General features: G+C 64.8%; 23 protein-coding genes. 12 read left to right on the top strand and 11 right to left on the bottom strand.

Annotation, left to right across the window (positions count from 1 at the left end):
* Nucleotides 1-4: 4 nt before the first annotated feature.
* The 5 genes from lepA to rpoE all read right to left on the bottom strand — a co-directional run bounded on the left by lepA (nt 5) and on the right by rpoE (nt 5,836).
* Nucleotides 5-1,804 (bottom strand): translation elongation factor 4, encoded by a 1,800-nt coding sequence (lepA, locus tag KSS93_RS08845; protein ID WP_217887959.1) that lies wholly within the window; start codon nt 1,802-1,804, stop codon nt 5-7.
* Between the two features lie 251 nt (nt 1,805-2,055).
* Entirely contained in the window at nt 2,056-3,456 is a 1,401-nt protein-coding gene (locus KSS93_RS08840; RefSeq protein ID WP_369992123.1) for a DegQ family serine endoprotease, read from the bottom strand.
* A 199-nt stretch (nt 3,457-3,655) separates the two neighbouring features.
* Complete coding sequence (locus tag KSS93_RS08835; RefSeq protein ID WP_217887957.1) at nt 3,656-4,621, bottom strand: MucB/RseB C-terminal domain-containing protein; 966 nt, start codon at nt 4,619-4,621, stop codon at nt 3,656-3,658.
* An 11-nt stretch (nt 4,622-4,632) separates the two neighbouring features.
* Nucleotides 4,633-5,223, bottom strand: a complete 591-nt coding sequence (locus KSS93_RS08830; RefSeq protein ID WP_217887956.1) for a sigma-E factor negative regulatory protein — start codon at nt 5,221-5,223, stop codon at nt 4,633-4,635.
* A 31-nt stretch (nt 5,224-5,254) separates the two neighbouring features.
* Nucleotides 5,255-5,836 carry an RNA polymerase sigma factor RpoE/AlgU gene (gene rpoE, locus KSS93_RS08825; RefSeq protein ID WP_008094990.1) on the bottom strand — a complete coding sequence of 194 codons (582 nt, stop codon included), beginning with the start codon at nt 5,834-5,836 and terminating at the stop codon, nt 5,255-5,257.
* Between the two features lie 437 nt (nt 5,837-6,273).
* Between rpoE and nadB the strand changes: the two genes are divergently transcribed.
* Nucleotides 6,274-7,878, top strand: a complete 1,605-nt coding sequence (gene nadB / locus KSS93_RS08820) for an L-aspartate oxidase (protein WP_217887955.1) — start codon at nt 6,274-6,276, stop codon at nt 7,876-7,878.
* Nucleotides 7,879-7,959: 81 nt separating this feature from the next.
* On the opposite strand, the gene KSS93_RS08815 is transcribed toward nadB, so the two are convergent.
* A complete protein-coding gene (locus tag KSS93_RS08815; RefSeq protein ID WP_217887954.1) occupies nt 7,960-8,418 on the bottom strand; it encodes a protein YgfX in 459 nt (152 codons plus the stop codon).
* Entirely contained in the window at nt 8,402-8,656 is a 255-nt protein-coding gene (locus KSS93_RS08810) for an FAD assembly factor SdhE (protein WP_217842042.1), read from the bottom strand. Before KSS93_RS08810 ends, KSS93_RS08815 begins: the two co-directional genes overlap by 17 nt.
* A gap of 134 nt (nt 8,657-8,790) precedes the next feature.
* On the opposite strand from KSS93_RS08810, the gene ygfZ reads away from it, so the two are divergent.
* A complete protein-coding gene (gene ygfZ, locus KSS93_RS08805; protein ID WP_217887953.1) occupies nt 8,791-9,732 on the top strand; it encodes a CAF17-like 4Fe-4S cluster assembly/insertion protein YgfZ in 942 nt (313 codons plus the stop codon).
* Nucleotides 9,733-9,785: 53 nt separating this feature from the next.
* Nucleotides 9,786-10,595: an HDOD domain-containing protein gene (locus KSS93_RS08800; RefSeq protein ID WP_217887952.1), complete on the top strand. Its 810-nt coding sequence runs from the start codon at nt 9,786-9,788 to the stop codon at nt 10,593-10,595.
* Between the two features lie 229 nt (nt 10,596-10,824).
* On the opposite strand, the gene KSS93_RS08795 is transcribed toward KSS93_RS08800, so the two are convergent.
* The gene (locus tag KSS93_RS08795; RefSeq protein ID WP_217887951.1) at nt 10,825-12,204 is read right to left on the bottom strand and encodes a sensor histidine kinase; all 1,380 of its coding nucleotides are present in this window, start codon (nt 12,202-12,204) and stop codon (nt 10,825-10,827) included.
* Nucleotides 12,197-12,868 (bottom strand): response regulator, encoded by a 672-nt coding sequence (locus KSS93_RS08790; protein ID WP_217842038.1) that lies wholly within the window; start codon nt 12,866-12,868, stop codon nt 12,197-12,199. The genes KSS93_RS08795 and KSS93_RS08790 overlap by 8 nt, the downstream gene beginning before the upstream one ends.
* Before the next feature lie 199 nt (nt 12,869-13,067).
* Between KSS93_RS08790 and KSS93_RS08785 the strand changes: the two genes are divergently transcribed.
* From KSS93_RS08785 to KSS93_RS08765, 5 genes are all read left to right on the top strand, one after another.
* Complete coding sequence (locus tag KSS93_RS08785) at nt 13,068-14,357, top strand: OprD family porin (RefSeq protein ID WP_217887950.1); 1,290 nt, start codon at nt 13,068-13,070, stop codon at nt 14,355-14,357.
* A gap of 43 nt (nt 14,358-14,400) precedes the next feature.
* Nucleotides 14,401-15,381, top strand: a complete 981-nt coding sequence (locus tag KSS93_RS08780; protein ID WP_217842036.1) for a Bug family tripartite tricarboxylate transporter substrate binding protein — start codon at nt 14,401-14,403, stop codon at nt 15,379-15,381.
* Nucleotides 15,382-15,527: 146 nt separating this feature from the next.
* The gene (locus KSS93_RS08775; protein ID WP_217887949.1) at nt 15,528-15,986 is read left to right on the top strand and encodes a tripartite tricarboxylate transporter TctB family protein; all 459 of its coding nucleotides are present in this window, start codon (nt 15,528-15,530) and stop codon (nt 15,984-15,986) included.
* 3 nt (nt 15,987-15,989) lie between these two features.
* A complete protein-coding gene (locus KSS93_RS08770) occupies nt 15,990-17,504 on the top strand; it encodes a tripartite tricarboxylate transporter permease (RefSeq protein WP_217887948.1) in 1,515 nt (504 codons plus the stop codon).
* The gene (locus KSS93_RS08765; RefSeq protein WP_217887947.1) at nt 17,497-18,525 is read left to right on the top strand and encodes an AbrB family transcriptional regulator; all 1,029 of its coding nucleotides are present in this window, start codon (nt 17,497-17,499) and stop codon (nt 18,523-18,525) included. The genes KSS93_RS08770 and KSS93_RS08765 overlap by 8 nt, the downstream gene beginning before the upstream one ends.
* 26 nt (nt 18,526-18,551) lie before the next feature.
* Here the strand turns inward: KSS93_RS08765 and ung are convergent, their stop codons facing one another.
* Complete coding sequence (gene ung / locus KSS93_RS08760) at nt 18,552-19,244, bottom strand: uracil-DNA glycosylase (RefSeq protein WP_217887946.1); 693 nt, start codon at nt 19,242-19,244, stop codon at nt 18,552-18,554.
* Nucleotides 19,245-19,372: 128 nt separating this feature from the next.
* Here ung and dspII point away from each other — a divergent pair, with 128 nt between their 5' ends.
* Entirely contained in the window at nt 19,373-20,479 is a 1,107-nt protein-coding gene (gene dspII / locus KSS93_RS08755) for an enoyl-CoA hydratase/isomerase DspII (protein ID WP_217887945.1), read from the top strand.
* A 362-nt stretch (nt 20,480-20,841) separates the two neighbouring features.
* On the opposite strand, the gene KSS93_RS08750 is transcribed toward dspII, so the two are convergent.
* Complete coding sequence (locus KSS93_RS08750; RefSeq protein ID WP_217887944.1) at nt 20,842-21,309, bottom strand: hypothetical protein; 468 nt, start codon at nt 21,307-21,309, stop codon at nt 20,842-20,844.
* A gap of 212 nt (nt 21,310-21,521) precedes the next feature.
* Here KSS93_RS08750 and KSS93_RS08745 point away from each other — a divergent pair, with 212 nt between their 5' ends.
* From KSS93_RS08745 to KSS93_RS08735, 3 genes are read left to right on the top strand one after another with little or no spacing between them, the layout of a single operon-like run.
* Nucleotides 21,522-23,012, top strand: coding sequence for a sensor domain-containing diguanylate cyclase (locus KSS93_RS08745; RefSeq protein ID WP_217887943.1), 1,491 nt, complete (start codon nt 21,522-21,524; stop codon nt 23,010-23,012).
* Nucleotides 23,005-23,226 (top strand): cysteine-rich CWC family protein, encoded by a 222-nt coding sequence (locus KSS93_RS08740; RefSeq protein ID WP_217887942.1) that lies wholly within the window; start codon nt 23,005-23,007, stop codon nt 23,224-23,226. The genes KSS93_RS08745 and KSS93_RS08740 overlap by 8 nt, the downstream gene beginning before the upstream one ends.
* Before the next feature lie 31 nt (nt 23,227-23,257).
* Entirely contained in the window at nt 23,258-23,950 is a 693-nt protein-coding gene (locus KSS93_RS08735) for a 16S rRNA pseudouridine(516) synthase (RefSeq protein WP_217887941.1), read from the top strand.
* The last annotated feature ends 444 nt before the right edge of the window (nt 23,951-24,394 follow it).

The following is a 24,394-nucleotide window of genomic DNA, read 5'->3' as shown; positions in this document are numbered from 1 at the left end:
GGACCTAGCTATCCAACCTGAGCACGGCGAGGAAGGCTTCCTGTGGAATCTCCACGTTACCCACCTGTTTCATGCGTTTCTTACCGGCCTTCTGCTTCTCGAGCAGCTTTTTCTTACGGCTCACGTCGCCGCCGTAGCATTTGGCCAGTACGTTCTTTCTGAGCGCCTTGACGGTTGTACGCGCGATGATCTGGCCGCCGATGGCAGCCTGGATCGCCACGTCGAACATCTGGCGAGGGATCAGTTCCTTCATCTTCTCGGTCAACGCGCGGCCTTTGTAGGCGGCGTTGTCACGGTGCACGATCAGTGCCAGGGCATCGACCTTGTCACCGTTGATCAGCACGTCCAGCTTCACCAGGTTGGCCGACTGGTAGCGATCGAAATGATAGTCCAGCGAAGCGTAGCCGCGGCTGGTGGACTTGAGGCGGTCGAAGAAGTCCAGCACCACTTCGTTCATCGGCATGTCATAGCGCACTTGCACCTGGCTGCCGAGGAACTGCATGTCGCGCTGCACGCCGCGTTTTTCGATACACAGGGTGATGACGTTGCCCAGGTGCTCCTGCGGAACCAGGATGGTGGCGGTGACGATCGGCTCGCGGAAATCAGTGACAGACGAGACGTCCGGCAGCTTCGACGGGTTATCGACGACGATGGTTTCGCCGGTTTTCAGCTCCAGCTCGTAGATCACGCTTGGTGCGGTGGTGATCAGGTCCAGGTCGTATTCGCGCTCCAGGCGCTCCTGGATGATCTCCATGTGCAGCATGCCGAGGAAGCCGCAACGGAAGCCGAAGCCCAGTGCATCGGAGCTTTCCGGCATGTACTGCAGCGACGAGTCGTTGAGCGTCAGCTTTTGCAGGGCGTCGCGGAAGTCTTCGAAGTCGTCGGAGCTGACCGGGAACAGGCCGGCGTAGACCTGTGGCTGGATTTTCTTGAAGCCGGCCAGCACTTCGACTTCAGGGGTCGAGGACAGGGTCAGGGTGTCACCTACCGGCGCGCCGTGAATGTCCTTGATGCTGGCGATGATGAAGCCCACTTCACCGGCTTTCAGGTCGGCGGTTTGCGTGTGTTTCGGGGTGAACACGCCGACGCTGTCGACCAGGTGCACCTTGCCGGTGGACTTGACCAGGATCTTGTCGCCTTTCTTGACGCGGCCATGGCGCACACGCACCAGCGAGACCACGCCCAGGTAGTTGTCGAACCAGGAGTCGATGATCAGCGCCTGCAACGGCGCGTCGATTTCGCCTTCAGGGGCGGGAATGGTGTGCACCAGGCGCTCGAGCACCTCGTTCACGCCCATGCCGCTCTTGGCGCTGCAGGCCACGGCGTCGGTGGCGTCGATGCCGATGATCTTCTCGATCTCGTCCTTGACGCGGTCCGGGTCGGCCTGGGGCAGGTCCATCTTGTTCAGCACCGGCATGACTTCCAGGCCCTGCTCGATGGCGGTGTAGCAGTTGGCTACCGACTGGGCTTCGACGCCCTGGCCTGCGTCAACCACCAGCAAGGCACCCTCGCAGGCCGCCAGCGAACGCGAGACTTCATAGGTGAAGTCGACGTGGCCGGGGGTATCGATGAAGTTCAGCTGGTAGGTTTTGCCGTCCTGCGCCTTGTAGTGCAGGGTGACGCTGTGGGCCTTGATGGTGATCCCGCGCTCGCGCTCCAGGTCCATGGAGTCGAGGACCTGGGCTTCCATTTCGCGCGCCGACAGGCCACCGCACATCTGGATGAAACGGTCGGCCAGCGTCGACTTGCCATGGTCGATGTGGGCGATGATGGAGAAATTGCGGATATGACTCAAATCACTCACGGGTCAACACTCGAAAAGGCTGCGAGCCGGACGCCCGCCGAAAAATAGCCGGGAATTGTACCTCAAGCCGCAGGGATATGGGAGATTCCTCTATCGGCTGCTCTACATCCCTTGTGGGAGCGGGCTTGCCCCGCGATGAGGCCTGATCAGGCCTCGTCGCGGGGCAAGCCCGCTCCCACGTAGAGCTTTGTAATATTGGCTGCTACGTAAAAGGGCAGCCGAAGCTGCCCTTTTCCTACCTCACTATCAGCTTATTCAGCCAACTTGAAGGTGATGAAGCTGGCACGGCCCTGACGCAGCACGCGCATCGACACCGAACGGTTCTTCGGCAGGCCCTTGGCAATTTCGGTGAATTCCTTGGCCGAGCCGATGGCCTGGTTGTTCAGGTGGCTGATGACATCACCCGGGCGCAGGCCGATCAGCGCTGCCGGGCCATCCTGCACTTCCTTGATAACCACGCCGCCCTTGAGCTCCAGCGACTTCTTCTGCTCGGCGCTGAGGTCAGCCACGGAAACGCCCAGGCGGTTGCTGCTGCGCTCGGCGCTGCCTTCGCCACCGGTGCCGATGTCGGCATCATCGTCCGGCAGGGCGCCGACGGTCACGTCGAGGTTCTGGCGCTTGCCGTTGCGGATGATCTCAAGCTTGGCCACCGCGCCGTCCTTCAGGCTGCCGACCAGATGCGGCAGGTCGGCCGACATGACGATCGGCTGGCCGTTCATGCTCAGGATCACGTCACCCACTTGCAGGCCACCCTTGGCCGCCGGGCCGTTCTCCAGCACCTGGGCTACCAGCGCACCGGCCGGTTTATCCAGGCCGAAGGACTCGGCCAGGTCCTTGTTGACCTCCTGGATGACTACGCCCAGCCAGCCACGGCTGACCTTGCCGTCTTTTTTCAACTGGTTGGAGACGTCGATGGCCACGTCGATCGGAATGGCGAAGGACAGGCCCATGAAGCCGCCGGAGCGGGTGAAGATCTGCGAGTTGATACCCACCACTTCGCCCTTCATGTTGAACAGCGGGCCACCGGAGTTACCCGGGTTGATCGCCACGTCGGTCTGGATGAACGGCACGTAGGTGTCGTTGGGCAGGGTACGGCCCTTGGCGCTGACGATACCTTTGGTCACCGAATGGTCGAAGCCGAACGGCGAACCGATGGCCAGCACCCATTCACCCACCTTGAGCTTCTCGGAATCACCCAGTTTGACGGTCGGCAGGTTCTTGCCCTCGACCTTGAGCAGGGCCACGTCGGTGCGCGGGTCGGTGCCCACCAGCTTGGCTTGCAGCTCGCTGCGGTCGGACAGGCGCACGATGATCTCGTCGGCATCGGCAACCACGTGGTTGTTGGTCAGCACGTAGCCATCGCTGGAAATGATGAAGCCCGAGCCCAGCGACTGCGCCTCGCGCTGGCGATCACCACGGGGCGAACGCGGCTGCTGCGGCATGTTGCGCTCGAAGAACTCGCGGAACATCGGCGGCAGGCCTTCGAGGTCAGGCATCTGCCCGGCGGCAACGCGGCGGTCCGGCAGCTTCTGCTTGGTACTGATGTTGACCACGGCCGGCGAGGCCTGCTCGACCAGGGTGGTGAAGTCGGGCAGCGACTCCTCGGCCTGGGCGGTGAGCACCTGGCCGAGCATCAGCACGGCGGCGAACATCGATAGGTAGGTTTTCAAGCGTGGTATTGACATACGGCTCCCGTCACAACGAGCGTAGTTAGCAGTAAGGCCCTGCAAACGCAGGAAAGGCCAGACTCCGAGAAGCCTGACCTATAGAAAATTTGCGGCTGGATTGCAAATGACAATGCGTTAATTTCATGTCAGCACTGTGTAACAGAAGCTGTCAGGAAGGCCACCGTCATTGGCTGGCTTGGGCATCCTGGGCCCGCATCGACAGCGCCACGCGCTCGGCGGTGCCCAGTGGAATCTCGCCGACCACAGTGACCATCACCTTGCCTTTGGGCGTGGTGAGGTGGCGCGAAACCGCGACGGTGGGGCCAAGTTGGGCGCGGGTATCGGCGCCCGCCCCTTCACTGACGGGCTCGAGGAACACCGAGAAACGCGCCAGGCCATCGTCGTACATCAGGCTGCTGACCGTGCTCTTGCGCTCGGGGTCACGGCGCACGCTGCTGTTGATCAGCTCGAAACCCGGCGGCAGCCAGTCGGAGCGCCAACCGGCAACGGCTTCAGCAGTGGTGGCCGCCACCCGCTCGACCGGCTTGCACGCGGCGCTGCCGGCCAAATCGGCATCGGTGAGGGTGGCGTCGGTGTCCAGGCGGGTCATCTGGAAGCGCTCGAGCAGCTGCCCCTTGTCGTTGAGCATCAACGAGCGCAGCGGCAGGCCGGTCTGGCGATCCAGGTGCAATTCGAAGGCGTAGCGGTGCTGATCGCGCGGGCGCAGGGTGACGATTACCGCATCACGCCCGGCGACGCGGGACTTGCCCGCGACACTCAGGTCGTACCAGCTCATCAGCTTGAGGGGGTCGAGCACGCGCGCAGCCGAATCGGGCGGGGAGCCCACTCCGCTGACCAAGGCGCCGCTGACGCATTGCACCTTGCCATCCACACGCACGATTTCCTGGGCCGCACCGTCGAGCTGCAACAGCCGCTCGCTGACCTTGCCGGCCTGGACGCGATGCCAGATATCGTGGCTGGAAAAGCTGCCATTGCGCTCGTAAACGAACGAACCCTGGTAGCTCTGCGCTTGTTCGGCCCGGGCCAGCTTGTTCAGCCACTCACTCGCCTCGGGCGAGGAGTTCGCGGCCAGGGCCTGCACTGCCAGGCTGCTGCCAAGCAGCAGCGACAGGAGAGGGAGCGCGCGCATGATCCTCCTTACTAGCGGTTTTCCAGGCTGGCGGCGCGAGCGTAAGGCAATGCGGTTTCAGTGCCCTTGAGCGCGGATTCCTGAGCGTGCTGGCGCAGGTAGTCCGGCAGGCGTTTGTCCCAACCAGCCTGGTTCTGCAGCACACCATTGGCCATCGGGCCGGGCGCCTGCTCGCTGCCTTCGCTGTAGCCTGCCAGCACAGCCGGACCTTGTGCCTGTGGCACGCTCAGGCCTTGCTGTACGGGCTGCTGGGCAGCAAGTTCCGCACCGGTGATTTCGTCCTGGTTATAGAAACGTACGCCCGCCAGTACGGCAACGGTCACCGAAGCGGCCACGGCCAGGCGGCCGATGCTGCGCCACGGGCCCTGCTTGACCTTGGCCGGCACGGCCTCGTCGGCCAGCGCCGCAGATACTGCCGAAGCAATATCCAGCTTGGGCAGCAGCAGTTCTTTGTGCATGGCTGCACGTGCAACCTGGTAACGCGACCAGGTGGCACGGGTTTCGGCATCGTCGACGGCATTCAATACCCGACGCAGTTCCAGTTCGTCCGCTTCGTTATCCATTACCGCGGACAGCGATTCCTGCAAAGCTTCACGACTCATGGCGGTTCCTCTCTTGGCTGTCGCCGCTGTCTCAGGTGTCCTGCAACAGAGGTTGCAGGGCTTTATCTATGGCCTCCCGAGCGCGGAAGATTCGAGAGCGCACGGTACCCACCGGGCATTGCATGACACTGGCAATGTCCTCGTAACTCAGACCATCGAACTCGCGCAGCGTCAGGGCCGTACGCAAATCTTCCGGCAGTTGCTGGATGGTGCGATGGACAGTGCCTTCGATTTCATCCCGCAACAACGAGCGCTCTGGGGACTCGAGATCCTTGAGACCATGATCGCCGTCGTAAAACTCCGCATCCTCGGAGCTCACATCGCTGTCTGGCGGCCGTCTTCCACGGGACACCAGATAGTTCTTCGCCGTGTTGATGGCGATGCGGTACAGCCAGGTATAAAAAGCACTGTCACCACGGAAATTCCCGAGCGCCCGGTAAGCCTTGATGAAGGCTTCCTGCGCCACGTCCTGCGCCTCATGGGTGTCGTGTACGAAACGCACGATCAACCCGAGAATCTTGTGCTGATACTTCAGCACCAACAGATCGAACGCTCGCCTGTCGCCGCGCTGCACGCGCTCGACAAGCTGCTGATCCTCTTCCTGGGTTAGCATGAACACTCCTCAGTAAGCTCGAAGGAGCGTTGCGATTGCCATCGTTCAGGCTTGCAACCATAGACTCGGGCTTTGCGCAAAAGTTCTCCCCTCCCAAGCAAGTTTCCTGCGGCCCTTGGTCGGCTCGCACGAAAGTCGCAGCGCGGTCACGGCCGGCTGCGTCGATAATCAGGTTTCGTTACACAGGTGCCAGCCCAAGATAGAGCTGCCGCCCTGCGTCGCCGCGGCAAAATGTGGCGTGCGGGCAGCCTTCTTAGGATTTCCACGAGTGTAGGAAAGTTCCCAAGAAGATCGCCAGCGGCACGCAAGCGCTATTGGAAATCAGGCACCTATGGCTGCTATAAAGGCACCCCGGCCCGATTTCACGATAGTTTCACAATGCCATCTGCGCTCGACTATTGTGCCGCGCCCCTTCCAAAGATTACTAGTGCCCCGACATGAGCCAACAATTCCAACATGATGTCCTGGTGATCGGCAGCGGTGCCGCTGGCCTGAGCCTGGCACTGAACCTCCCCGGCAACCTGCGCATCGCCGTGCTGAGCAAGGGCGACCTGGCCAACGGTTCGACCTTCTGGGCTCAGGGCGGTGTTGCCGCGGTGCTCGACGACACCGACACCGTACAATCCCATGTCGAGGATACCCTCAACGCCGGCGGCGGCCTGTGCGACGAAGACGCCGTGCGTTTTACCGTCGAGCACAGCCGTGAAGCCATCCAATGGCTGATCGAGCAAGGCGTGCCGTTCACCCGTGACGAGCACTACAGCGTCGATGACGGCGGCTTCGAGTTCCACCTCACCCGCGAGGGCGGGCACAGCCATCGGCGCATCATCCATGCCGCCGACGCCACAGGGGCGGCGATCTTCACCACCCTGCTGGGGCAAGCCCGCAAGCGCCCCAACATCCAGCTGCTGGAACAACGCGTGGCGGTCGACCTGATCACCGAGCGCCGTCTGGGCCTTGTCGGCGAGCGCTGCCTGGGCGCCTACGTACTGGACCGCAACAGCGGCGAAGTCGACACCTTCGGCGCACGCTTCACCGTGCTGGCGACCGGCGGCGCAGCCAAGGTCTACCTTTATACCAGCAACCCCGACGGCGCCTGCGGCGACGGCATCGCCATGGCCTGGCGCGCCGGCTGCCGGGTGGCCAACCTTGAGTTCAACCAGTTCCACCCCACCTGCCTGTACCACCCGCAGGCCAAGAGCTTCCTGATCACCGAGGCCCTGCGCGGCGAAGGCGCCCTGCTGCGCCTGCCCAACGGCGAGCGCTTCATGCCGCGCTTCGACCCGCGCGAAGAGCTGGCCCCGCGGGACATCGTCGCCCGCGCCATCGACCACGAGATGAAACGCCTGGGCGTGGACTGCGTGTACCTGGACATCACCCACAAGCCGGCCGATTTCATCAAGAGCCACTTCCCCACGGTGTACGAACGCTGCCTGGGCTTTGGCATCGACATCACCCGCCAGCCCATCCCGGTGGTGCCGGCAGCCCACTACACCTGCGGCGGGGTGATGGTCGACGACCGCGGCAATACCGACGTGCCCGGCCTGTACGCCATCGGCGAAACCAGCTGCACCGGCCTGCACGGCGCCAATCGCATGGCCAGCAACTCGCTGCTCGAATGCTTCGTCTACGGCCGCGCCGCCGCAGCCGACATAGAGGCTCACCTGGAGCAGGTCAGCATGCCCCGCACCCTGCCCTGCTGGGATGCAAGCCAGGTCACCGACTCGGACGAGGACGTGATCATCGCGCACAACTGGGATGAGCTGCGCCGCTTCATGTGGGACTACGTGGGCATCGTGCGCACCAGCAAGCGCCTGCAACGCGCCGAGCACCGAGTGCGCATGCTGCTGGACGAGATCGACGAGTTCTACAGCAACTATAAAGTCAGCCGTGACCTGATCGAGCTGCGCAACCTCGCCCAAGTGGCCGAGCTGATGATTCGTTCGGCGATGCAGCGCAAAGAAAGCCGCGGGCTGCACTACACCCTGGATTATCCGGGCATGCTGCCCGAGGCGGTAGATACCGTTCTCAGTCCGCTTTGATATCCGTGTCGGGCCGCTTCGCGGGGCAAGCCCGCTCCCACGCCCATCGTGGGAGCGGGCTTGCCTCGCGAAGCGGCCTGGCTAGCTACGCACTACCTCTGCCCAGCGCCGCCGACTGAACTTCAACCTCACCCGCAGCCGCCTGTGCTGCTCATGCTCCAGCGCATCCCGCGCCACGCACTGCCCTTGCGCCCACCAGCGCCCCTGGCGCACGAACCTCAGCACCACCAGCCCCGGCAACGCCACACTGTCCCGGCACAGGCGCACCGGCTGCCAGCCCTGCGCCTGGCTGAACAACTGCCAGCCGCGCGCATCGCGGCGCAACCCGGTTATGGCACCAGGGTGTGTCAGCAGGATTCGACGGGGGATGGCCCAACAGGCGTGCGCAAGGCAAACCACCAGCAACAGCAGGCGTAACCAGAAAGGGATGGAGATGACGGCCAGGGTGACGATTGCCGCCACCCAACTCGCGACATAGGCCGTCAGCAGCAGGCGTGAACCCTGCCAACGGCACTCGAAGCACTCACTTGGGCTGGACACGGTCCAGGATGATGCGGACCATGCGCTGCAGCTCGGCGTCTTCCGATTCGTTGCGTTCCATGAACCAGCCGAACATGTCCTGGTCTTCGCAGGTCAGCAGGCGACGGTACAGCTCGCGGTCCTCTTCGCTCAGGGTCGGGTAGACCTCCTGGGTGAAAGGCACCAGCAGCACGTCGAGTTCCAGCATGCCGCGTCGGCTGTGCCAGAAAAGCCGGTTGAGTTCAGTTTGTTCGACCATGGGGCCCTCCTCGAATGGTCGCGCAGTATACCGCGCAGCGAACGAAGCGACACCGGGCGTTGGTCTAGTCACCTACCTATTTTGTTACCGGCGTTCTATGATGGCCGCCAGTCTTTAAGCCACCGCGATGACCCATGGCCGATTCCGCTTTCTTCTGCACGCTCACCCACGAGGGCGTCCTCGCTGTCCGCGGCTCCGATGCCGGCAAGTTCCTGCAAGGCCAGCTGACCTGCAACATCAACTACCTCAGCGATGACCACGCGAGCCTGGGTGCCCGCTGCATGGTCAAGGGCCGCATGCAGTCGAGCTTTCGCATACTGCCCGAGGGCAACGGCTACCTGCTGGCCATGGCCGGCGAGCTGCTCGAGGCGCAACTGGCCGACCTCAAAAAGTACGCCGTATTCTCCAAGGCCACCCTCAGCGACGACAGCGCCGCCTGGGTACGCTTCGGCCTGCAGCACGGCGACGCCGCACTCCAGGCCCTGGGCCTGGCACTGCCGGATGCCGCCGGGGCGACCGTTCGTCATGAAGGCCTGATCGCCATCCGCGCAAGTGTCGGCCGCGCCGAACTGTGGGCACCTGCCGCGCAAGCTGACGCCGTGCGCGAAAAACTCGCCGCCACGCTGGCCGAAGGCACGCTCAATGACTGGCTGCTGGGCCAGGTGCGCGCCGGTATCGGTCAAGTCATGGGCCCCACCCGCGAACTGTTCATCCCGCAGATGATCAACCTGCAGGCGGTCGACGGCGTGAGCTTCAAGAAGGGTTGCTATACCGGCCAGGAAATCGTCGCGCGCATGCAGTATCTGGGCAAGCTCAAGCGCCGCCAGTACCGCCTGGCGCTCGAACAGGCCGAGCTGCCAGCGCCAGGAGCCGAGATCTTCTCGCCCACCCACGGCTCGTCGGTCGGCGAGGTGGTGATTGCCGCCAACACCGGCCACAACGTCGAGCTGCTGGCAGTGCTCAGCGCCGATGCCGTGGCCGATGACAACCTGCACCTGGGCAGCCTGGAAGGCCCGCGCCTGACACTGCTCGATCTGCCATACGAACTGGACCGCGACCGGGAAATCCAACGCTGACCAACCCGCCCCGCCAACAGCGGGGCTGCACCACCTTTGCGGTAGAGAAGTCCATGAACAAGCTGGCCGAGATGGTCCAAGCACAATTGCTGGCAGCCATCGATAACGACGACCTGGTGCTGCCGACCCTGCCAGAGGTAGCGCTGAGCATTCGCGAGGCCGCCGAGGACAGCGAGATCAGCGTATCGGCCCTGAGCAAGGTGATCGGCCGCGACGCCGCCCTCTCGGCGCGCCTGATCAAGGTGGTCAACAGCCCGCTGCTGCGCGCCGCCGTGGAAGTCACCGACCTGCACACCGCCATCACCCGTTTGGGCATCAACTACAGCTGCAACCTGGCCATCGGCCTGGTGATCGAGCAGATCTTCCATGCCCGGGCCCCGGCGGTAGAAAACAAATTACGCGATATCTGGGCCAACAGCCTGGAAGTGGCCGGCATCAGCTATGAACTGTGCCGGCGCTACACCCCTGAACTCAAGCCCGACCAGGCCACCCTGAGCGGGCTGGTCCATCAGATCGGCGCGCTGCCGGTACTGATCTACGCCGAAGAGCACAACGAGCTGCTCTCCGACCCGGTATGCCTGCACTACGTGATCGAACAGATCCAGCCGGTGCTGGGTGACAAGATCCTGTCGTCGTGGGAGTTCCCCGAACAACTGGTGAAGCTGCCGAGCCAGGTGCAGGACCTGGACCGGCGCACCGACAAGGTCGATTACATCGATGTGGTGCAGATTGCCAAATGCGTGAGCCAGCGTGGCCGCAGCCGGCCATTGGCGGCTTTGCCGGCGTATCGGCACCTCGGGCTGCCGTATGGCACAGAGCTTGAGATCGGCGAGTTGCTGGAAGCGCGCAACATGTTGCGCTGAGCCTATGCCCGCGCTTTACCTGTAGCCGGCTTGCCGACGATAGGGCCGGGCCTGCAAACAAACATGTGTGCCAGGGCTGCCTGCCTCATCGCTGGCAAGTCAGCTCTCATAGAACTGCACATAACTCATTGATTTAGCAAGGACCTGTGGGAGCGGCGGGGTCGTGCCCAGTTCTCTGCGCGACAGCGCAGCCCTAGAGGGCTGTATGGTCTCCTACAGGGATACAGGCTTAATCCGCGATAAAACTCACCCGTACCTTCAACCCGCCCTTCTCGCCATCATGCAGGCTGATCTGCGCCAGATGCGCCCGGCAGATCTCGCCAACGATGGCCAAGCCCAGGCCACTGCCCTGCACGCTGCGCCGGTAAAACCGCTCGAACACCCGCTCGCGTTCATCTTCGGGGATTCCGGGGCCATCATCCTCGACCTCCAGCACCGCCGGCGCCAGCACACGCAAGATCACATCGCCCCCGGCGGGGGTATGCGCCAGGGCGTTGTCCACCAGGTTGCTGAGCAGCTCGTTAAGCAGGGTCGGCTCACCCTTGAGCCACACCGGCGCCTCGGCCTCCAGCGCCAGGGACACGCCCCGGGCATGGGCCAGCGGCGCCATGGCCATGCCCAGCTCGCGGGCCAACTGGCTCAGGTCCAGGCGCTGGGCGCCGCCCTCGGCGATGGCCCGGGCGCCGTTCTCGACCCGCGCCAGCGACAGCAACTGGTTAGCCAGGTGGGTCAGGCGGTCAGTACCCTGGGCGGCAGATTCAAGGGTGTGGCGCCATTCGTCCGCCTCCTTCGAGCGCAGCCCCAGCTCGACCCGCGCCTTGAGCGCCGCCAGCGGTGTGCGCAGCTCGTGGGCGGCGTCGGCGATGAACTGCGCCTGGCGCTCGAACTGCCCGCGCAGCCGCTCGGTGAAGTGGTTCAGGGCACGCACCAGCGGCCCGAGCTCGCGCTGCACCTGCACCACCGGCAAGGCCCGCAGGTCGTCGGGCTGGCGTTCCTCCACGGCGCTGCGCAGGCGCTCCAGCGGGCGCAACGCAGCGCTTACGGCAAACCACACCAGCACCAGCGCCCCGAGCGCCAGCATGCCCAAACGCAACAGGGTATCGGCCATCAGGCTGCGGGCCATGCGCACCCGGGCCTCTTCGGTTTCGGCTACACGAATTTCGGCCATGCCGTTCATGTTCGGCTCGCTGACTGCCTTGAGCAGGCTGACCACGCGCACGTCCTGGCCCAGGTAGGTGCCGTTGTAGAACCGCGCCAGGGCCGGGTAGTCGTCAGTGCGCGGGGTACCCGGCGGCGGTGGCGGCAGGTGCTCGTAGCCGGAAATCAGCTTCTGGTTGATATCCAGCACCTGGTAGTAGATGCGCCCGGCGCTGTCGTAGGCGAAGGTGTCCAGGGCCACGTAGGGCACATCGGCGCTGAGGGTCCCGTCACGTTGCGAAAGGCCCGCGGCGATGGTCCGCGCCGAGGCCAGCAGGGTGCGGTCGTAGGCGGTATCGGCGGCCTCGCGGCCGTTCCAGTAGGCGCTCAGGCCGCTGGCCAGCATCAGCACCACCAGCAGCAGCGCCAGGTTGCCCAGCAGGCGCCCGCGCAGGCTGCCGTCGTCACGCATCGCGATGCTCGAGCAGGTAGCCCAGACCGCGGAAGGTGACGATACCTACCGGGTGGCCGTCGAGCTTCTTGCGCAGGCGGTGGATGTAGATCTCGATGGCGTCGGGGCTGGCCTCTTCATCCAGGCCGAACACCTGGGCGGCCAGTTGCTCCTTGCTCATCACCCGCCCCGGGCGGGCGATCAGTGCCTCGAGCACGCTTTGTTCGCGTTGGGTCAGGGTCAGCGGTTCGTCGCCCAGGCTGAAACGCCGGGTGTCCAGGTCGTAAACCAGTGGCCCGCAGCGCTGCTGCCGCTCGCCGCCGAGCACGCTGCGGCGCAGCAGCGCCTTGACCCGCGCCTCCAGCTCGCTCAGCTCGAACGGCTTGGCCAGGTAGTCGTCGGCACCGAGGTTGAGCCCGTGCACCCGGTCCTTCACATCGCTGCGCGCGGTCAGCATCAGCACCGGCAGGGTCTTGCCACGCCCGCGCAAACGCGCCAGCACCTCGAACCCGTCCAGCCGCGGCAGGCCGACGTCAAGCACGGCCACGGCGTAGTCCTCGCTGGCCAAGGCCAGGTCGGCGGCCACGCCGTCATGCAAAACATCCACGGTCAGGCCTTGGCTCTTGAGGGCCTGGGCCACGCTTTCGGCCAGTTGCAGATGGTCTTCGACCAGCAGCACACGCATCGGATTCTTCCTGCTCGGGTGGGGCGGTGGCGCGGAGTGTACCGCTGCCGGGCGGCCTGTGAAGCCCCTTGTAACAAACCTTTCGCGCTGAAAGGTTAGCGAAAGGTTCGTTACCTAGCATCGCACCACGGTCGCTCCACGCGCCGAAAAAAGCACCAGCAAGGTGCAACGAATAAGAACAATAAACGGAGTCATCCCGATGCTGTCATCGCAGCCTCAGGCGTTCGCGCCTACCCGTTCCCTGTCCGCACGCCCGTCCGCCATTGCCGGCGCCCTCGCGCTTGCCGGCGTCGCCCCGCTGAGCCAGGCCGCCTTCTTCGAAGACAGCACGGCCACCTTCGAAACCCGCAACATGTACTTCAACCGCGACTTTCGCGACGGCACCAGCGCGCAGCAATCCAAGCGCGACGAATGGGCCCAGGGTTTCATGCTCAACTTCGAGTCCGGCTACACCGACGGCACCGTGGGCTTTGGCCTGGACGCGCTGGGCATGATGGGCATCAAGCTCGACTCCAGCCCCGACCGCACCGACACCGGCCTGCTGCCCACCCATGACGATGGCCGGGCCGCCAACGAGTACTCCAAGCTCGGGCTGACCGGCAAGGTGAAGATTTCCAGGACCGAACTGAAGATCGGCACCCTGATCCCCGAACTGCCGACCCTGCAGCCCAACGACGGGCGCATCCTGCCGCAAACCTTCGAAGGCGGCCTGCTCACCTCCCAGGAAATCAAGGGCCTGACCTTCACCGGCGGGCGCCTGGACCACGCCAAGGACCGCAACGACACCAACTGGGAAGAGCTGGCCCTGAACAACAAGAACGGCCGCTTCGGTGGCAGTTTCAGCGCCGACAACCTGAGCCTGGCGGGCCTTGACTACAAGTTCACCGACCGCATAACCGGCAGCTACCACTTCGCCCAGCTCGATGACATCTACCGCCAGCACTTCATCGGCATGCTCGCCACCCAGCCCTGGGGCCCGGGCACCTTCGGCGCCGACCTGCGCCTGGCGATCAGCGACGAGGCAGGCTCTGCAAAAGCCGGGCGCATCGACAACACCACCTTCAGCAGCATGTTCAGCTACGGCCTGGGCGGGCACAAGCTCAGCGCCGGCTGGCAGCAACTGAGCGGCGACAGCGCCTTCCCTTACGTCGATGGCGCCGACCCGTACCTGGTCAACTTCGTCCAGATCAACGACTTCGCAGGCGCCGACGAGCGCTCCTGGCAGGCGCGCTACGACTACAACTTCGCAGCCTTGGGCGTGCCCGGCCTGACCTTCATGACCCGCTACATCAACGGCGACAACGTCAGCCGCGCCGCCGGTGGCGAGGGCAAGGAGTGGGAACGCAACACCGAACTGAAGTACGTGGTACAAAGCGGCCCGTTGAAAAACGTCGCCGTGCGACTGCGCAACGCCACCTTCCGCTCCAACTTCGCCCGCGACGCCGACGAAGTGCGGCTGTTGGTCAGCTACAGCGTGGCCCTCTGGTAAGCCACGCGCGCCCCCATAACAACAATGCTCACGGAGACTGACAATGACCTTTTCACTGCGCCGCCTCGCCCTCGCCACCGGCTGCCTGCTGCTGGCCGGCAACGCCCTGGCCGCCGAACCCAAACGCCCTGAATGCATCGCCCCGGCCTCGCCCGGCGGCGGTTTCGACCTGACCTGCAAGCTGGTGCAAAGCGCCCTGGTGCAGGAAAAGATCCTCAGCAAGCCGATGCGCGTCACCTACATGCCGGGTGGCGTGGGTGCGGTGGCCTACAACGCCGTGGTCGCCCAGCGCCCGGGTGATGCCGGCACCCTGGTAGCCTGGTCCAGCGGCTCGCTGCTGAACCTGGCCCAGGGCAAGTTCGGCCGCTTCGACGAAAACGCAGTGAAGTGGCTGGCTGCGGTCGGCACCAGCTACGGCGCCATTGCGGTGAAAAGCGACTCGCCCTACAAGACCCTCGACGACCTGGTCGCGGCGCTGAAAAAAGACCCGAGCAAGGTGGTGATCGGCTCTGGCGGCACCGTCGGCAGCCAGGACTGGATGCAGACCGCGCTGATTGCCAAGGCCGCCGGCATCAACCCGCGCGACCTGCGCTACGTGGCCCTGGAAGGCGGCGGCGAAATCGCAACCGCACTGCTGGGCGGTCACATCCAGGTCGGTTCTACCGACATTTCCGACTCCATGCCGCACATCCAGAGCGGCAACATGCGCATCCTCGCGGTGTTCTCGGAAAAGCGCCTGGACGAGCCAGAGATGAAAGACATCCCCACCGCCAAGGAGCAGGGCTACGACATCGTCTGGCCGGTGGTGCGCGGCTTCTACCTGGGGCCGAAGGTCAGCGACGAGGACTACGCCTGGTGGAAGGCCTCGTTCGACAAGATGCTGGCCTCGGAAGACTTCGCCAAGCTGCGTGACCAGCGCGAGCTGTTCCCGTTCGCCATGACCGGCGAAGAGCTGGACGGCTACGTGAAAAAGCAGGTGGCTGACTACAAGGCCCTGGCTCGGGAATTCGGGTTGATTCAGTAATACCTGCCAGGCACATCCCCTGTAGGAGCAGGCTTGCCTGCGATGGCGTCGGATCAGGCAACTGCATTGCTGCGACTGGCGCCATCGCAGGCAAGCCTGCTCCTACAGGGAGCGCGCCGCTTCGTAACTCACCGAGGATTTCTTCAATGATCCTGCAACGTATCTTCGCCCTCGTGCTGCTGGCCGTCTGCGCCGCCCTGGCGGTGATGGCCTGGCCTTACCAGGCCGCGTTTTCCTATGAACCGGTGGGCCCGCGCGCCTACCCGTTGCTGATGCTCGGGCTGATGGGCCTGGGCCTTTTGTACCTGGCCATCCGCCCAACGCCCATCGTGCGCAAGGACGATGAGCCGGAACTGGACCGCGAAACCCTGATCAAGATCGCCGCCTGCGTGGGCCTGTTGGTCGTCTTCGCCGCCACCTTCGAAGCGCTGGGCTTCATCCTCAGCGCGATCCTCGTCGGCCTGCCCATGGCACGCCTGTACGGCGGGCGCTGGTTGCCCGGCGCCATCGTGGTGGTGGGCATGAGCATCTTCCTCTACTGGCTGTTCGACCGCGTAATGGACGTGCCCCTGCCCCTTGGCCTGCTGAGCGTACTGGAGAATTGACACATGGATACCTTTAGCTACCTCGGCCAGGGCTTCGGCGTCGCCCTGAGCCCCTACAACCTGGTCACCGCCCTGTGCGGCACCCTGATCGGCACCGTGGTCGGCCTGCTGCCGGGCCTTGGCCCGATCAACGGCGTGGCCCTGCTGATCCCCATCGCCTTTGCCCTGGGCCTGCCGCCGGAGTCGGCGCTGATCCTGCTGGCGGCGGTCTACCTGGGCTGCGAATACGGCGGGCGAATCAGCTCGATCCTGCTGAACATCCCCGGTGAGGCCTCCACCGTGATGACCACCCTCGACGGCTACCCCATGGCCCGCCAGGGCCTGGCGGGCGTTGCCCTGTCACTGTCGGCGTGGAGTTCGTTCATCGGCGCCTTCATCGCCACCTGCGGCATGGTGCTGTTCGCCCCGCTGCTGGCAAAATGGGCGATTGCCTTCGGCCCGGCGGAATACTTCGTGTTGATGGTGTTCGCCATCGTCGCCCTCGGCGGCATGGCCGGCGACAAGCCGCTGAAAACCTTCATTGCCGCGTTGATCGGGCTGTTCCTGTCGGCGGTCGGTATTGACGCCAACAGCGGCGTGTACCGCTTCACCGGTGACAGCGTGCATCTGGCCGACGGCATCCAGTTCGTGGTGCTGGTGCTGGGCCTGTTCTCCATCAGCGAGATCCTCCTGCTGCTGGAAAAGACTCACCATGGCCATATCGCGGTCAAGGCCACCGGGCGCATGCTGTTCAACTTCAAGGAAGCGGCCTCGGTGTTCGCGGTGAACATCCGCTGCGGCCTGCTGGGCTTCATCATGGGCGTACTGCCAGGCGCCGGTGCAACCCTGGCCAGCGCCGTGGCCTACATGACCGAAAAACGCATGGCTGGCGAAAAGGGCAAGTTCGGCAAGGGCGATGCCCGTGGCCTGGCCGCGCCTGAAACCGCCATCGGCGCCTCCTGCTGCGGCGCCCTGGTGCCGATGCTGACCCTCGGCGTACCCGGCTCGGGCACCACCGCCGTGATGATCGGCGCACTGACCCTGTACAACATCACCCCAGGCCCGCTGCTGTTCGAACAGCAACCGGACATCGTCTGGGGCCTGATCGCCTCGCTGTTCATCGCCAACATCATGCTGGTGATCCTGAACATCCCGATGATCCGCATCTTCACCCGCATTCTCGCCGTGCCGAACTGGGCGCTGGTGCCGGTGATCGCCATCATCACCGCGATCGGCGTGTACGCCGTGCATGCCACCACCTTCGACCTGTTCCTGATGGTCGGCATCGGCATCATGGGCTACATCCTGCGCAAGCTGGACTTCCCGCTGTCGCCGATCCTGCTGGGCTTCATCCTCGGCGGGCTGATGGAGCAGAACCTGCGCCGCGCGCTGTCGATCTCCAACGGCGAGCTGGGCATCCTCTGGTCGAGCCCGATCAGCATGGGTGTGTGGGTACTGGTGGTGTGCATGCTGGCCCTGCCGCTGCTGCGCATCTGGCGCAAACGTGCCCAGCAGCGCCGGGCCCTGGCCGATGCCTGACCGGTCGTTGCCCCTGTTCTGGGCCACCGGGCTGGTCGGCCTGGCCGGCGGTTTTGCCGCCAGCCAGGTCGGCTGGCCTTTGCCATGGATGGTCGGCTCGCTGCTGGCGATCATCCTGGTGCGCTGCCTCACGCCCTGGCAGCTCAGTGAAATCCCCCATGGCCGCAAGTGCGGGCAGTGGATCATCGGCATCGGCATCGGCCTGCACTTCACCCCGGCGGTGATCGAGCAGGTGGCCAGCCACTTCGCGCTGATTTTCTTCGGCGCACTGTTCACCACGCTTTCCAGCGTGATCAGCGTGTGGCTGCTGCGGCGCACCGGTGAGGACCGCGCCACGGCGTTCTTCGCCAGCATGCCGGGCGGCTCGGGCGAGATGGTCAACCTGGGCGCGCGCAATGGCGCGGTGCTCAGCCAGGTGGCGGCCGCGCAAAGCCTGCGGGTACTGGCGGTGGTGCTGTGCGTGCCGGCGCTGTTCAAGCTGCTGCTGGGTGATGGCGTGCCGCTGAACCATGCCGGCAGCGTGAGCTGGGGCTGGCTGGCGCTGATCGCCCCGCTGGGCGTGGCGGTGGCGCTGCTGTGGCAGCGTTTGCGTCAACCCAACCCCTGGCTGTTCGGCCCGCTGCTGGTAGCAGCGACCATCAGCCTGGCCGGAAACCTGCAGATCGGCCTGCCCAACGGCGCCAGCCAGATCGGCCAGTGGCTGATCGGCAGCGGCCTGGCCTGCCACTTCAACCGTGCGTTCTTCCGCCGCGCGCCGTCGTTTCTCGGCCGCACCCTGCTGGCCACCGCGCTGTGCATGCTGATTGCCGCAGCAGCGGCCTGGGCGCTGAGCCTGCTCAGCCACCTGGACCTGCGTTCGCTGACCCTGGGCATGATGCCCGGCGGTATTGCCGAGATGAGCCTGACGGCCGAGACCCTGCAACTGTCGGTACCGCTGGTGACCGCGCTGCAGGTGATGCGCTTGTTGTTCGTGCTGTTTCTGGCCGAGCCGTTTTTCAGGCGCTGGAACGCCAGCTCGTAAAACCGCGAAGAAGGCGGCGCGTTCTTTCAGAGTGCCGGCACCGCCCAGTCGATCGGCGCGATCCCGCGCTGCTCGAGGAAGCCATTGGCCCGGCTGAAATGCCCGCAACCGAAGAACCCGCGATAAGCCGACAACGGCGACGGGTGCACGGATTTGAGCACCAGGTGCTTGCTGGCGTCGATCAGCTTCTGCTTGCTCTGGGCATGGGCGCCCCACAGCAGAAACACCACGTTCGGGCACTGCTCGCTGACCACCTGGATGACCCGGTCGGTGAAGAACTCCCAGCCCTTCCTGGCATGCGACGCCGCATTGGCGCGCTCCACGGTCATGGTGGTGTTGAGCATCAATACGCCTTGGTCGGCCCAGCTTTGCAGGTAACCGTGGTTCGGGATCGGCAGGTTGAGGTCGCGCTGCAGCTCTTTATAGATATTCACCAGCGACGGCGGTGTGGGTACCCCCGGCTGCACCGAGAAGCACAGGCCGTGGGCCTGGCCCGGGCCGTGGTACGGGTCCTGGCCGAGAATGACCACTTTCACCTGCGTAAGCGGCGTGGAATTCAGTGCATTGAAGATCATCGGCCCCGGCGGGTAAATCTCCTTGCCGGCAGCATACTCGCCACGCAAAAACTCGCGCAGCTGGTGCATGTAGGGCTGGTCGAACTCGTCGCGCAGGGCGGCCTTCCAGCTGGGTTCGAGCTTGATGCGGTCGTCGTCGGTCATGGGATGGTCCGGAAACAAAGTGGCGCGACACTAGGAAAGCTGGGCCGGCTTGTCAATCCAGCCGACCGGCGACCGGCAGCTTTGCCGGCGCCGGCCATACTGGTGGGACGACTTGCGCGAGGTAGTCCATGTCCATTCATTGCGAGGTACTCACCGGCGCCGACGGCGCCCGCATCGGCATCGCCAGCCTGGATGCCCCCAAGGCGCTCAACGCCCTGACCCTGCCCATGATCGAGCAGCTCGACCAGCAGCTCGACGCCTGGGCCCGCGACCCCGGCATCGTCTGCGTACTGCTGCGCGGCAACGGCGCCAAGGCGTTTTGCGCCGGCGGCGATGTACGCGCGCTGGCTCAGGCCTGCCGCGAACAACCCGACAGCGTGCCGGCGCTGGCGGCCAGCTTCTTTGCCAGCGAATACCGCCTTGACCACCGCCTGCACACCTACCGCAAACCCCTGCTGTGCTGGGGCCATGGCCACGTGCTGGGCGGCGGTATGGGGCTGTTGCAGGGCGCAGCAATACGCATCGTCACCCCCAGCAGCCGGCTGGCCATGCCGGAAATCAGCATCGGCCTGTACCCGGACGTCGGCGCCAGCTGGTTCCTCGCCCGCCTGCCCGGCAAGCTCGGGTTGTTTCTCGGGCTGACCGGCGCCCCCATCAACGCCCGCGATGCCCTTGATCTCGGCCTGGCCGATCGTTTCCTAGGCGAACAGCAACAGCAAGCCCTGATCGATGAACTGCTGCAACTGAACTGGCAGGAGCAGACCGCACTGCAACTCAACAGCCTGCTCAAGGCCGAGCAGCACCGTGCCTGGGCCGAGCTGCCCGAAGGGCAGTTGCTGGCGCGGCGCGCCATCATCGACGAGGTGCTGGATGTGGCCGACCCGTTGGCAGCCTGGCGAGCGCTGAGCGGCCTGGCCCGGCATGCCGACCCGTTGCTGGCCGATGCCGGCAAGCGCCTGCACGAAGGCTGCCCGCTGACGGCGCACCTGGTGTGGGAGCAGATTCACCGGGCCCGGCACCTGTCGCTGGCGCAGGTGTTCCAGATGGAATACACCCTGAGCCTGAACTGCTGCCGTCACCCCGAATTCAGCGAAGGGGTACGCGCCCGGTTGCTGGACAAGGACAACACCCCGCACTGGCACTGGCCAGACGTGGCGCAGGTGCCGGCGGCGGTGGTGCAGGCGCATTTCAACAAGGTGTGGGACGGGCCGCACCCGCTGGCCGATCTGGGTTGAGGGGCCCTTTTACATGCTCGGTTGATGGGTCTTGTTACCTGTAGGAGCCGGCTTGCCGGCGATGAGGCCGGCCCTGCAGTGCAACGCTTCAGGGCCCCATCGCCGGCAAGCCGGCTCTCCATAGAACAAACTGCAACTCATTGATTTAACACGGTTCCCGTGGGAAGCGGCCTTGTGTCGCGATGGGGCGCGAAGCGGCCCCAAGGCCTCAGCCTCATGCAAAATTACCGGGGCTGCTGCGCAGCCCATCGCGACACAAGGCCGCTTCCCACAGGGGCCGCGGTACATCTGCGAGACTAGTTCTCTGCGCGACAGCGCAGCCCGAAAGGGCTGGGTGATCTCCTACAGGGTTCAACCAGAGTTCAGCGCTGCCAGTTGCGGTCGCCGCCCCGCCCGTTGCCGGGCCCACGGTCGCGATTGCCCTGCCCGTTGGAATGCCAGCGATCCCCCTGGCCATTACGCCGGTTGTTGTTGCGATAGTCGTTGCGATCCCGGTCACGCCCATAGTCATAGCGCTGACGGTTGCCATAGTCATGCCGCGGGTTGCCCTGCCACTGCGCCGGCCTGCCCGGGGGCGGGCCCGGGCGGTAATGCGGGGCAGGCTCCGGCCGGTAATAACGCGGCGCAGGTTGGTAGTAACGCGGCGCGGGCTGGTAGTAGTAGCGCGGTTGCGGCGCCACGTAGTAGCGGTCCTGGCGGTAATAGCCCGGGTACACGTAGCGGTCGCTGGTGTAATAGTCGCTGCGGTAATAGCCGTCGCTCTCGTAGTAAGGCGCGCAGGCAGAGGTCAAAAGCCCCAGCAGGACAATGATCAGAATTCGTGGGTACATGGCGGCCTCCTGGACCGCTGGGGTGCCCGGGTCAGCGGCGCTGACGGGCATCGGCGGGAATGCGATCACCGACACCAGATAAGACATCCGCGCCAGGATTCAGTGCCATTTCAGCAACAATTTGAAACAGCTCGTATAACCCTGAAAAACATGCAGTCATTTCCCGGCCATCTCACTAGAATGTGACCTCTGGCACATATCACGGGACGATCATGCCCTCGCCTTCCGCCCTGTTTTCGCAACGCTCGCTGATCTTCACCCTGCTGCTGTTGCTGGCCAGCGGCTTTTTGGCCACCTCGCTGCTGAGCTACTACGCCTCGCGCGGGGCGATCCGCGACGGCATCGTCAACACCGAACTGCCACTGACCTCCGACACGGTGTATTCGGAAATCCAGAAAGACCTGATCCGCCCGGTGCAGATCTCGGCAATGATGGCGCAGAACACCTTCCTGCGTGACTGGGTGCTGGCCGGCGAGCAAAACCCTGAGCGCATCACCCGCTACCTCGGCGAGGTGATGGACACCCAGAACACCTGCACCAGTTTTTTCGTCTCCGACCGCACCCTCACCTACTACCAGGCCAAGGGTGTGCTCAAGCAGGTCAAGCCCGATGCCTGGCGCGATGCCTGGTACTTTCGCCTGCGCAACCTGCAGCAGCCCTACGAGATCAACGTCGACCTGGACATGGCCAACCAGGACAAGCTGACCGTGTTCATCAACCACCAGGTGCTCGACTACCAGCAGCGCTTCATCGGCGCGGTGGGCGTGGGCCTGAGCGTGGAATCGGTGGTCAAGCTGATCGATGACTACCAGCGGCGTTACCAACGGGCGGTACTGTTCACCGACAGCCAGGGCAAGATCGTGCTGACCGGCACCGGCGGTGGCCCCCACGGCCTGCGTGCCGGCCAGCAACTGGCCGACAGCGACCAATGGCAGGACCTGCTGAGCCGCCTGCCGACGCCGACCGCCGGCAGCCACGAATACAAGGACAACGAGGGCCATGCGCATTTTCTGAACGTGCGCCTGCTGCCGGAGCTCGACTGGTACCTGCTGGTGGACAAACGCGAAACCGAAGCCCTGGACCGAATTCGCCAGTCGCTGTACCTGAACCTGGCCATCTGCACCATGATCACCCTGGTGGTGCTGTCGCTGCTGGACGCCATGGTCAGGCGCCACCAGGCCAACGCCGAGGCGCTGGCCACCCTGGACAGCCTCACCGGCCTGCCCAACCGCCGCAGCTTCGACCTGCTGGCCGGCCAGGCTCTGATCGAGGCCCAGCGCGACAGCGCGCCACTGGTCGCCTTGCTGATCGACCTCGACCACTTCAAGGCGCTCAACGACACCCACGGCCACCTGGCCGGCGACGAAGTGCTGCGCCAGTTCGCCAATGTGCTGCAGGGCAGCCTGCGCCAGTCCGATATACTCTGCCGCTGGGGCGGCGAGGAGTTCATCGTGCTGCTGCGCGAAACCGAGGGGCGTCAGGCCATCGAAGTGGCCGAGAAGATCCGCCGTCGCACCGAACAGCTGATTTTCAGCTACGCCGACCAGCCGCTGCGCCTGACCGTCAGCATCGGCCTGTCGGGCCTGCAACGCGGCGACTCGCTGCACGCACTGCTGACTCGCGCCGACCACGCGCTGTACCGTGCCAAACAAGGTGGACGCAACCGCGTCTGCAGCGAAACACCCGGAACCGAGCATGCCTGATACCACCCTCTGCCCCGCCTGCGGTGCCAGCAACCAATGCGGCCTGGCCGACCCACGTACGGCCGCGCGCGGCTGCTGGTGCTTCGAGGTGAGCATCGACCCGGCCGTGCTCGAGGCCCTGCCCGCCGAGCTGCGCGACAAGGCCTGCCTGTGCCCGCGCTGCGCCCAGGTGGACGAGCAGCTCAAGGCAGCGCAGCCGCCGGCAATCCGCTAGACTGCGCGCCGATTCCAGCCGACCTGCCGCCATGCGCCTTGACCGTTTCCTCGCCAACCTGCCCGCCTACAACCGCCAGCAAGTGCGCCTGCTGCTGGTGCAACGGCGTGTGCGCGTGGATGGCGTGGCCACCGCCGACCCGCTGCACGAGGTGCGCGAATTCAGCCGGGTGGAGGTGGACGAACACCTGCTGCAGGCCGGTCGCCCGGCGCGTTACCTGATGCTGCACAAGCCGCAAGGCTGCGTCAGCGCCACCCGCGACCCCGAGCACCGCACCGTGCTCGACCTGCTGCCCGGCGAGCTGCGCGACGACCTGCACATCGCCGGGCGCCTGGACTTCAACACCACCGGGTTGCTGCTGCTGACCAACGACGGCCAGTGGTCACGCCGGCTGACCCAGCCGGCCACCAAGCTGCCCAAGGTGTACCGGGTACACACCGAGGACGAGATCGGCGCGCACTACGTCGATACCTTCCGCGAGGGGCTGTACTTCGCCTTCGAAGACCTCACCACCCAGCCTGCCCGGCTGGACATACTCGGGCCGCGCGAGGCGCGGCTGACGATCGTCGAGGGGCGCTACCACCAGGTCAAGCGCATGTTCGGGCACTTCCAGAACAAGGTGGTGGGGCTGCACCGGGAGAGCATGGGGCAGATCGTGCTGGACCCTGAGCTGGCGCCCGGGGCTTTCAGGGCATTGAGCTGCGAAGAGATCGCAGCCGTCTGATCGCCCCGCAGCCCGCTGTGGGAGCCGGCTTGCCGGCGATAGGGCCGGGCCTGAAACAGCATTTCCCTGCGCCGGCCTCATCGCCGGCAAGCCGGCTCCTACAGGGACCGTGTCCGGCCCCTCAATCAGCCACTTCCCGCGCAAACGATTGGGTAGCCACCCTGCGCCCGCACTACACGACCGCCGGCAAAAAAACCCTTCAACGGCACTTGCGCGACCCCGTACCCACTGCTTGACTGCTCACTTGTCGGTCTGCATGTGACCCAACAGTCACAACCGTAGTCCAAGACACCTTTTTGCCAGCCACCCAAGGTCTCGATGCCCTGGGGCACGGCAGATCGCCCGCCACAACAATACCGTCGACACAAGCGTCAAGGATCGACACAAGGGCCCACCGCTTTCACTTCCAGGCAAATGCCTACCTGTCATAAAGCACGTGCACCC

Origin of the sequence: Pseudomonas xanthosomatis (genome assembly GCF_019139835.1) — a bacterium.
In the GTDB taxonomy this organism is placed as follows: Bacteria; Pseudomonadota; Gammaproteobacteria; order Pseudomonadales; family Pseudomonadaceae; genus Aquipseudomonas; species Aquipseudomonas fakonensis.
Note: the sequence above shows the minus strand (reverse complement) of the source record. Positions and strands in the feature narration are given on the sequence as shown.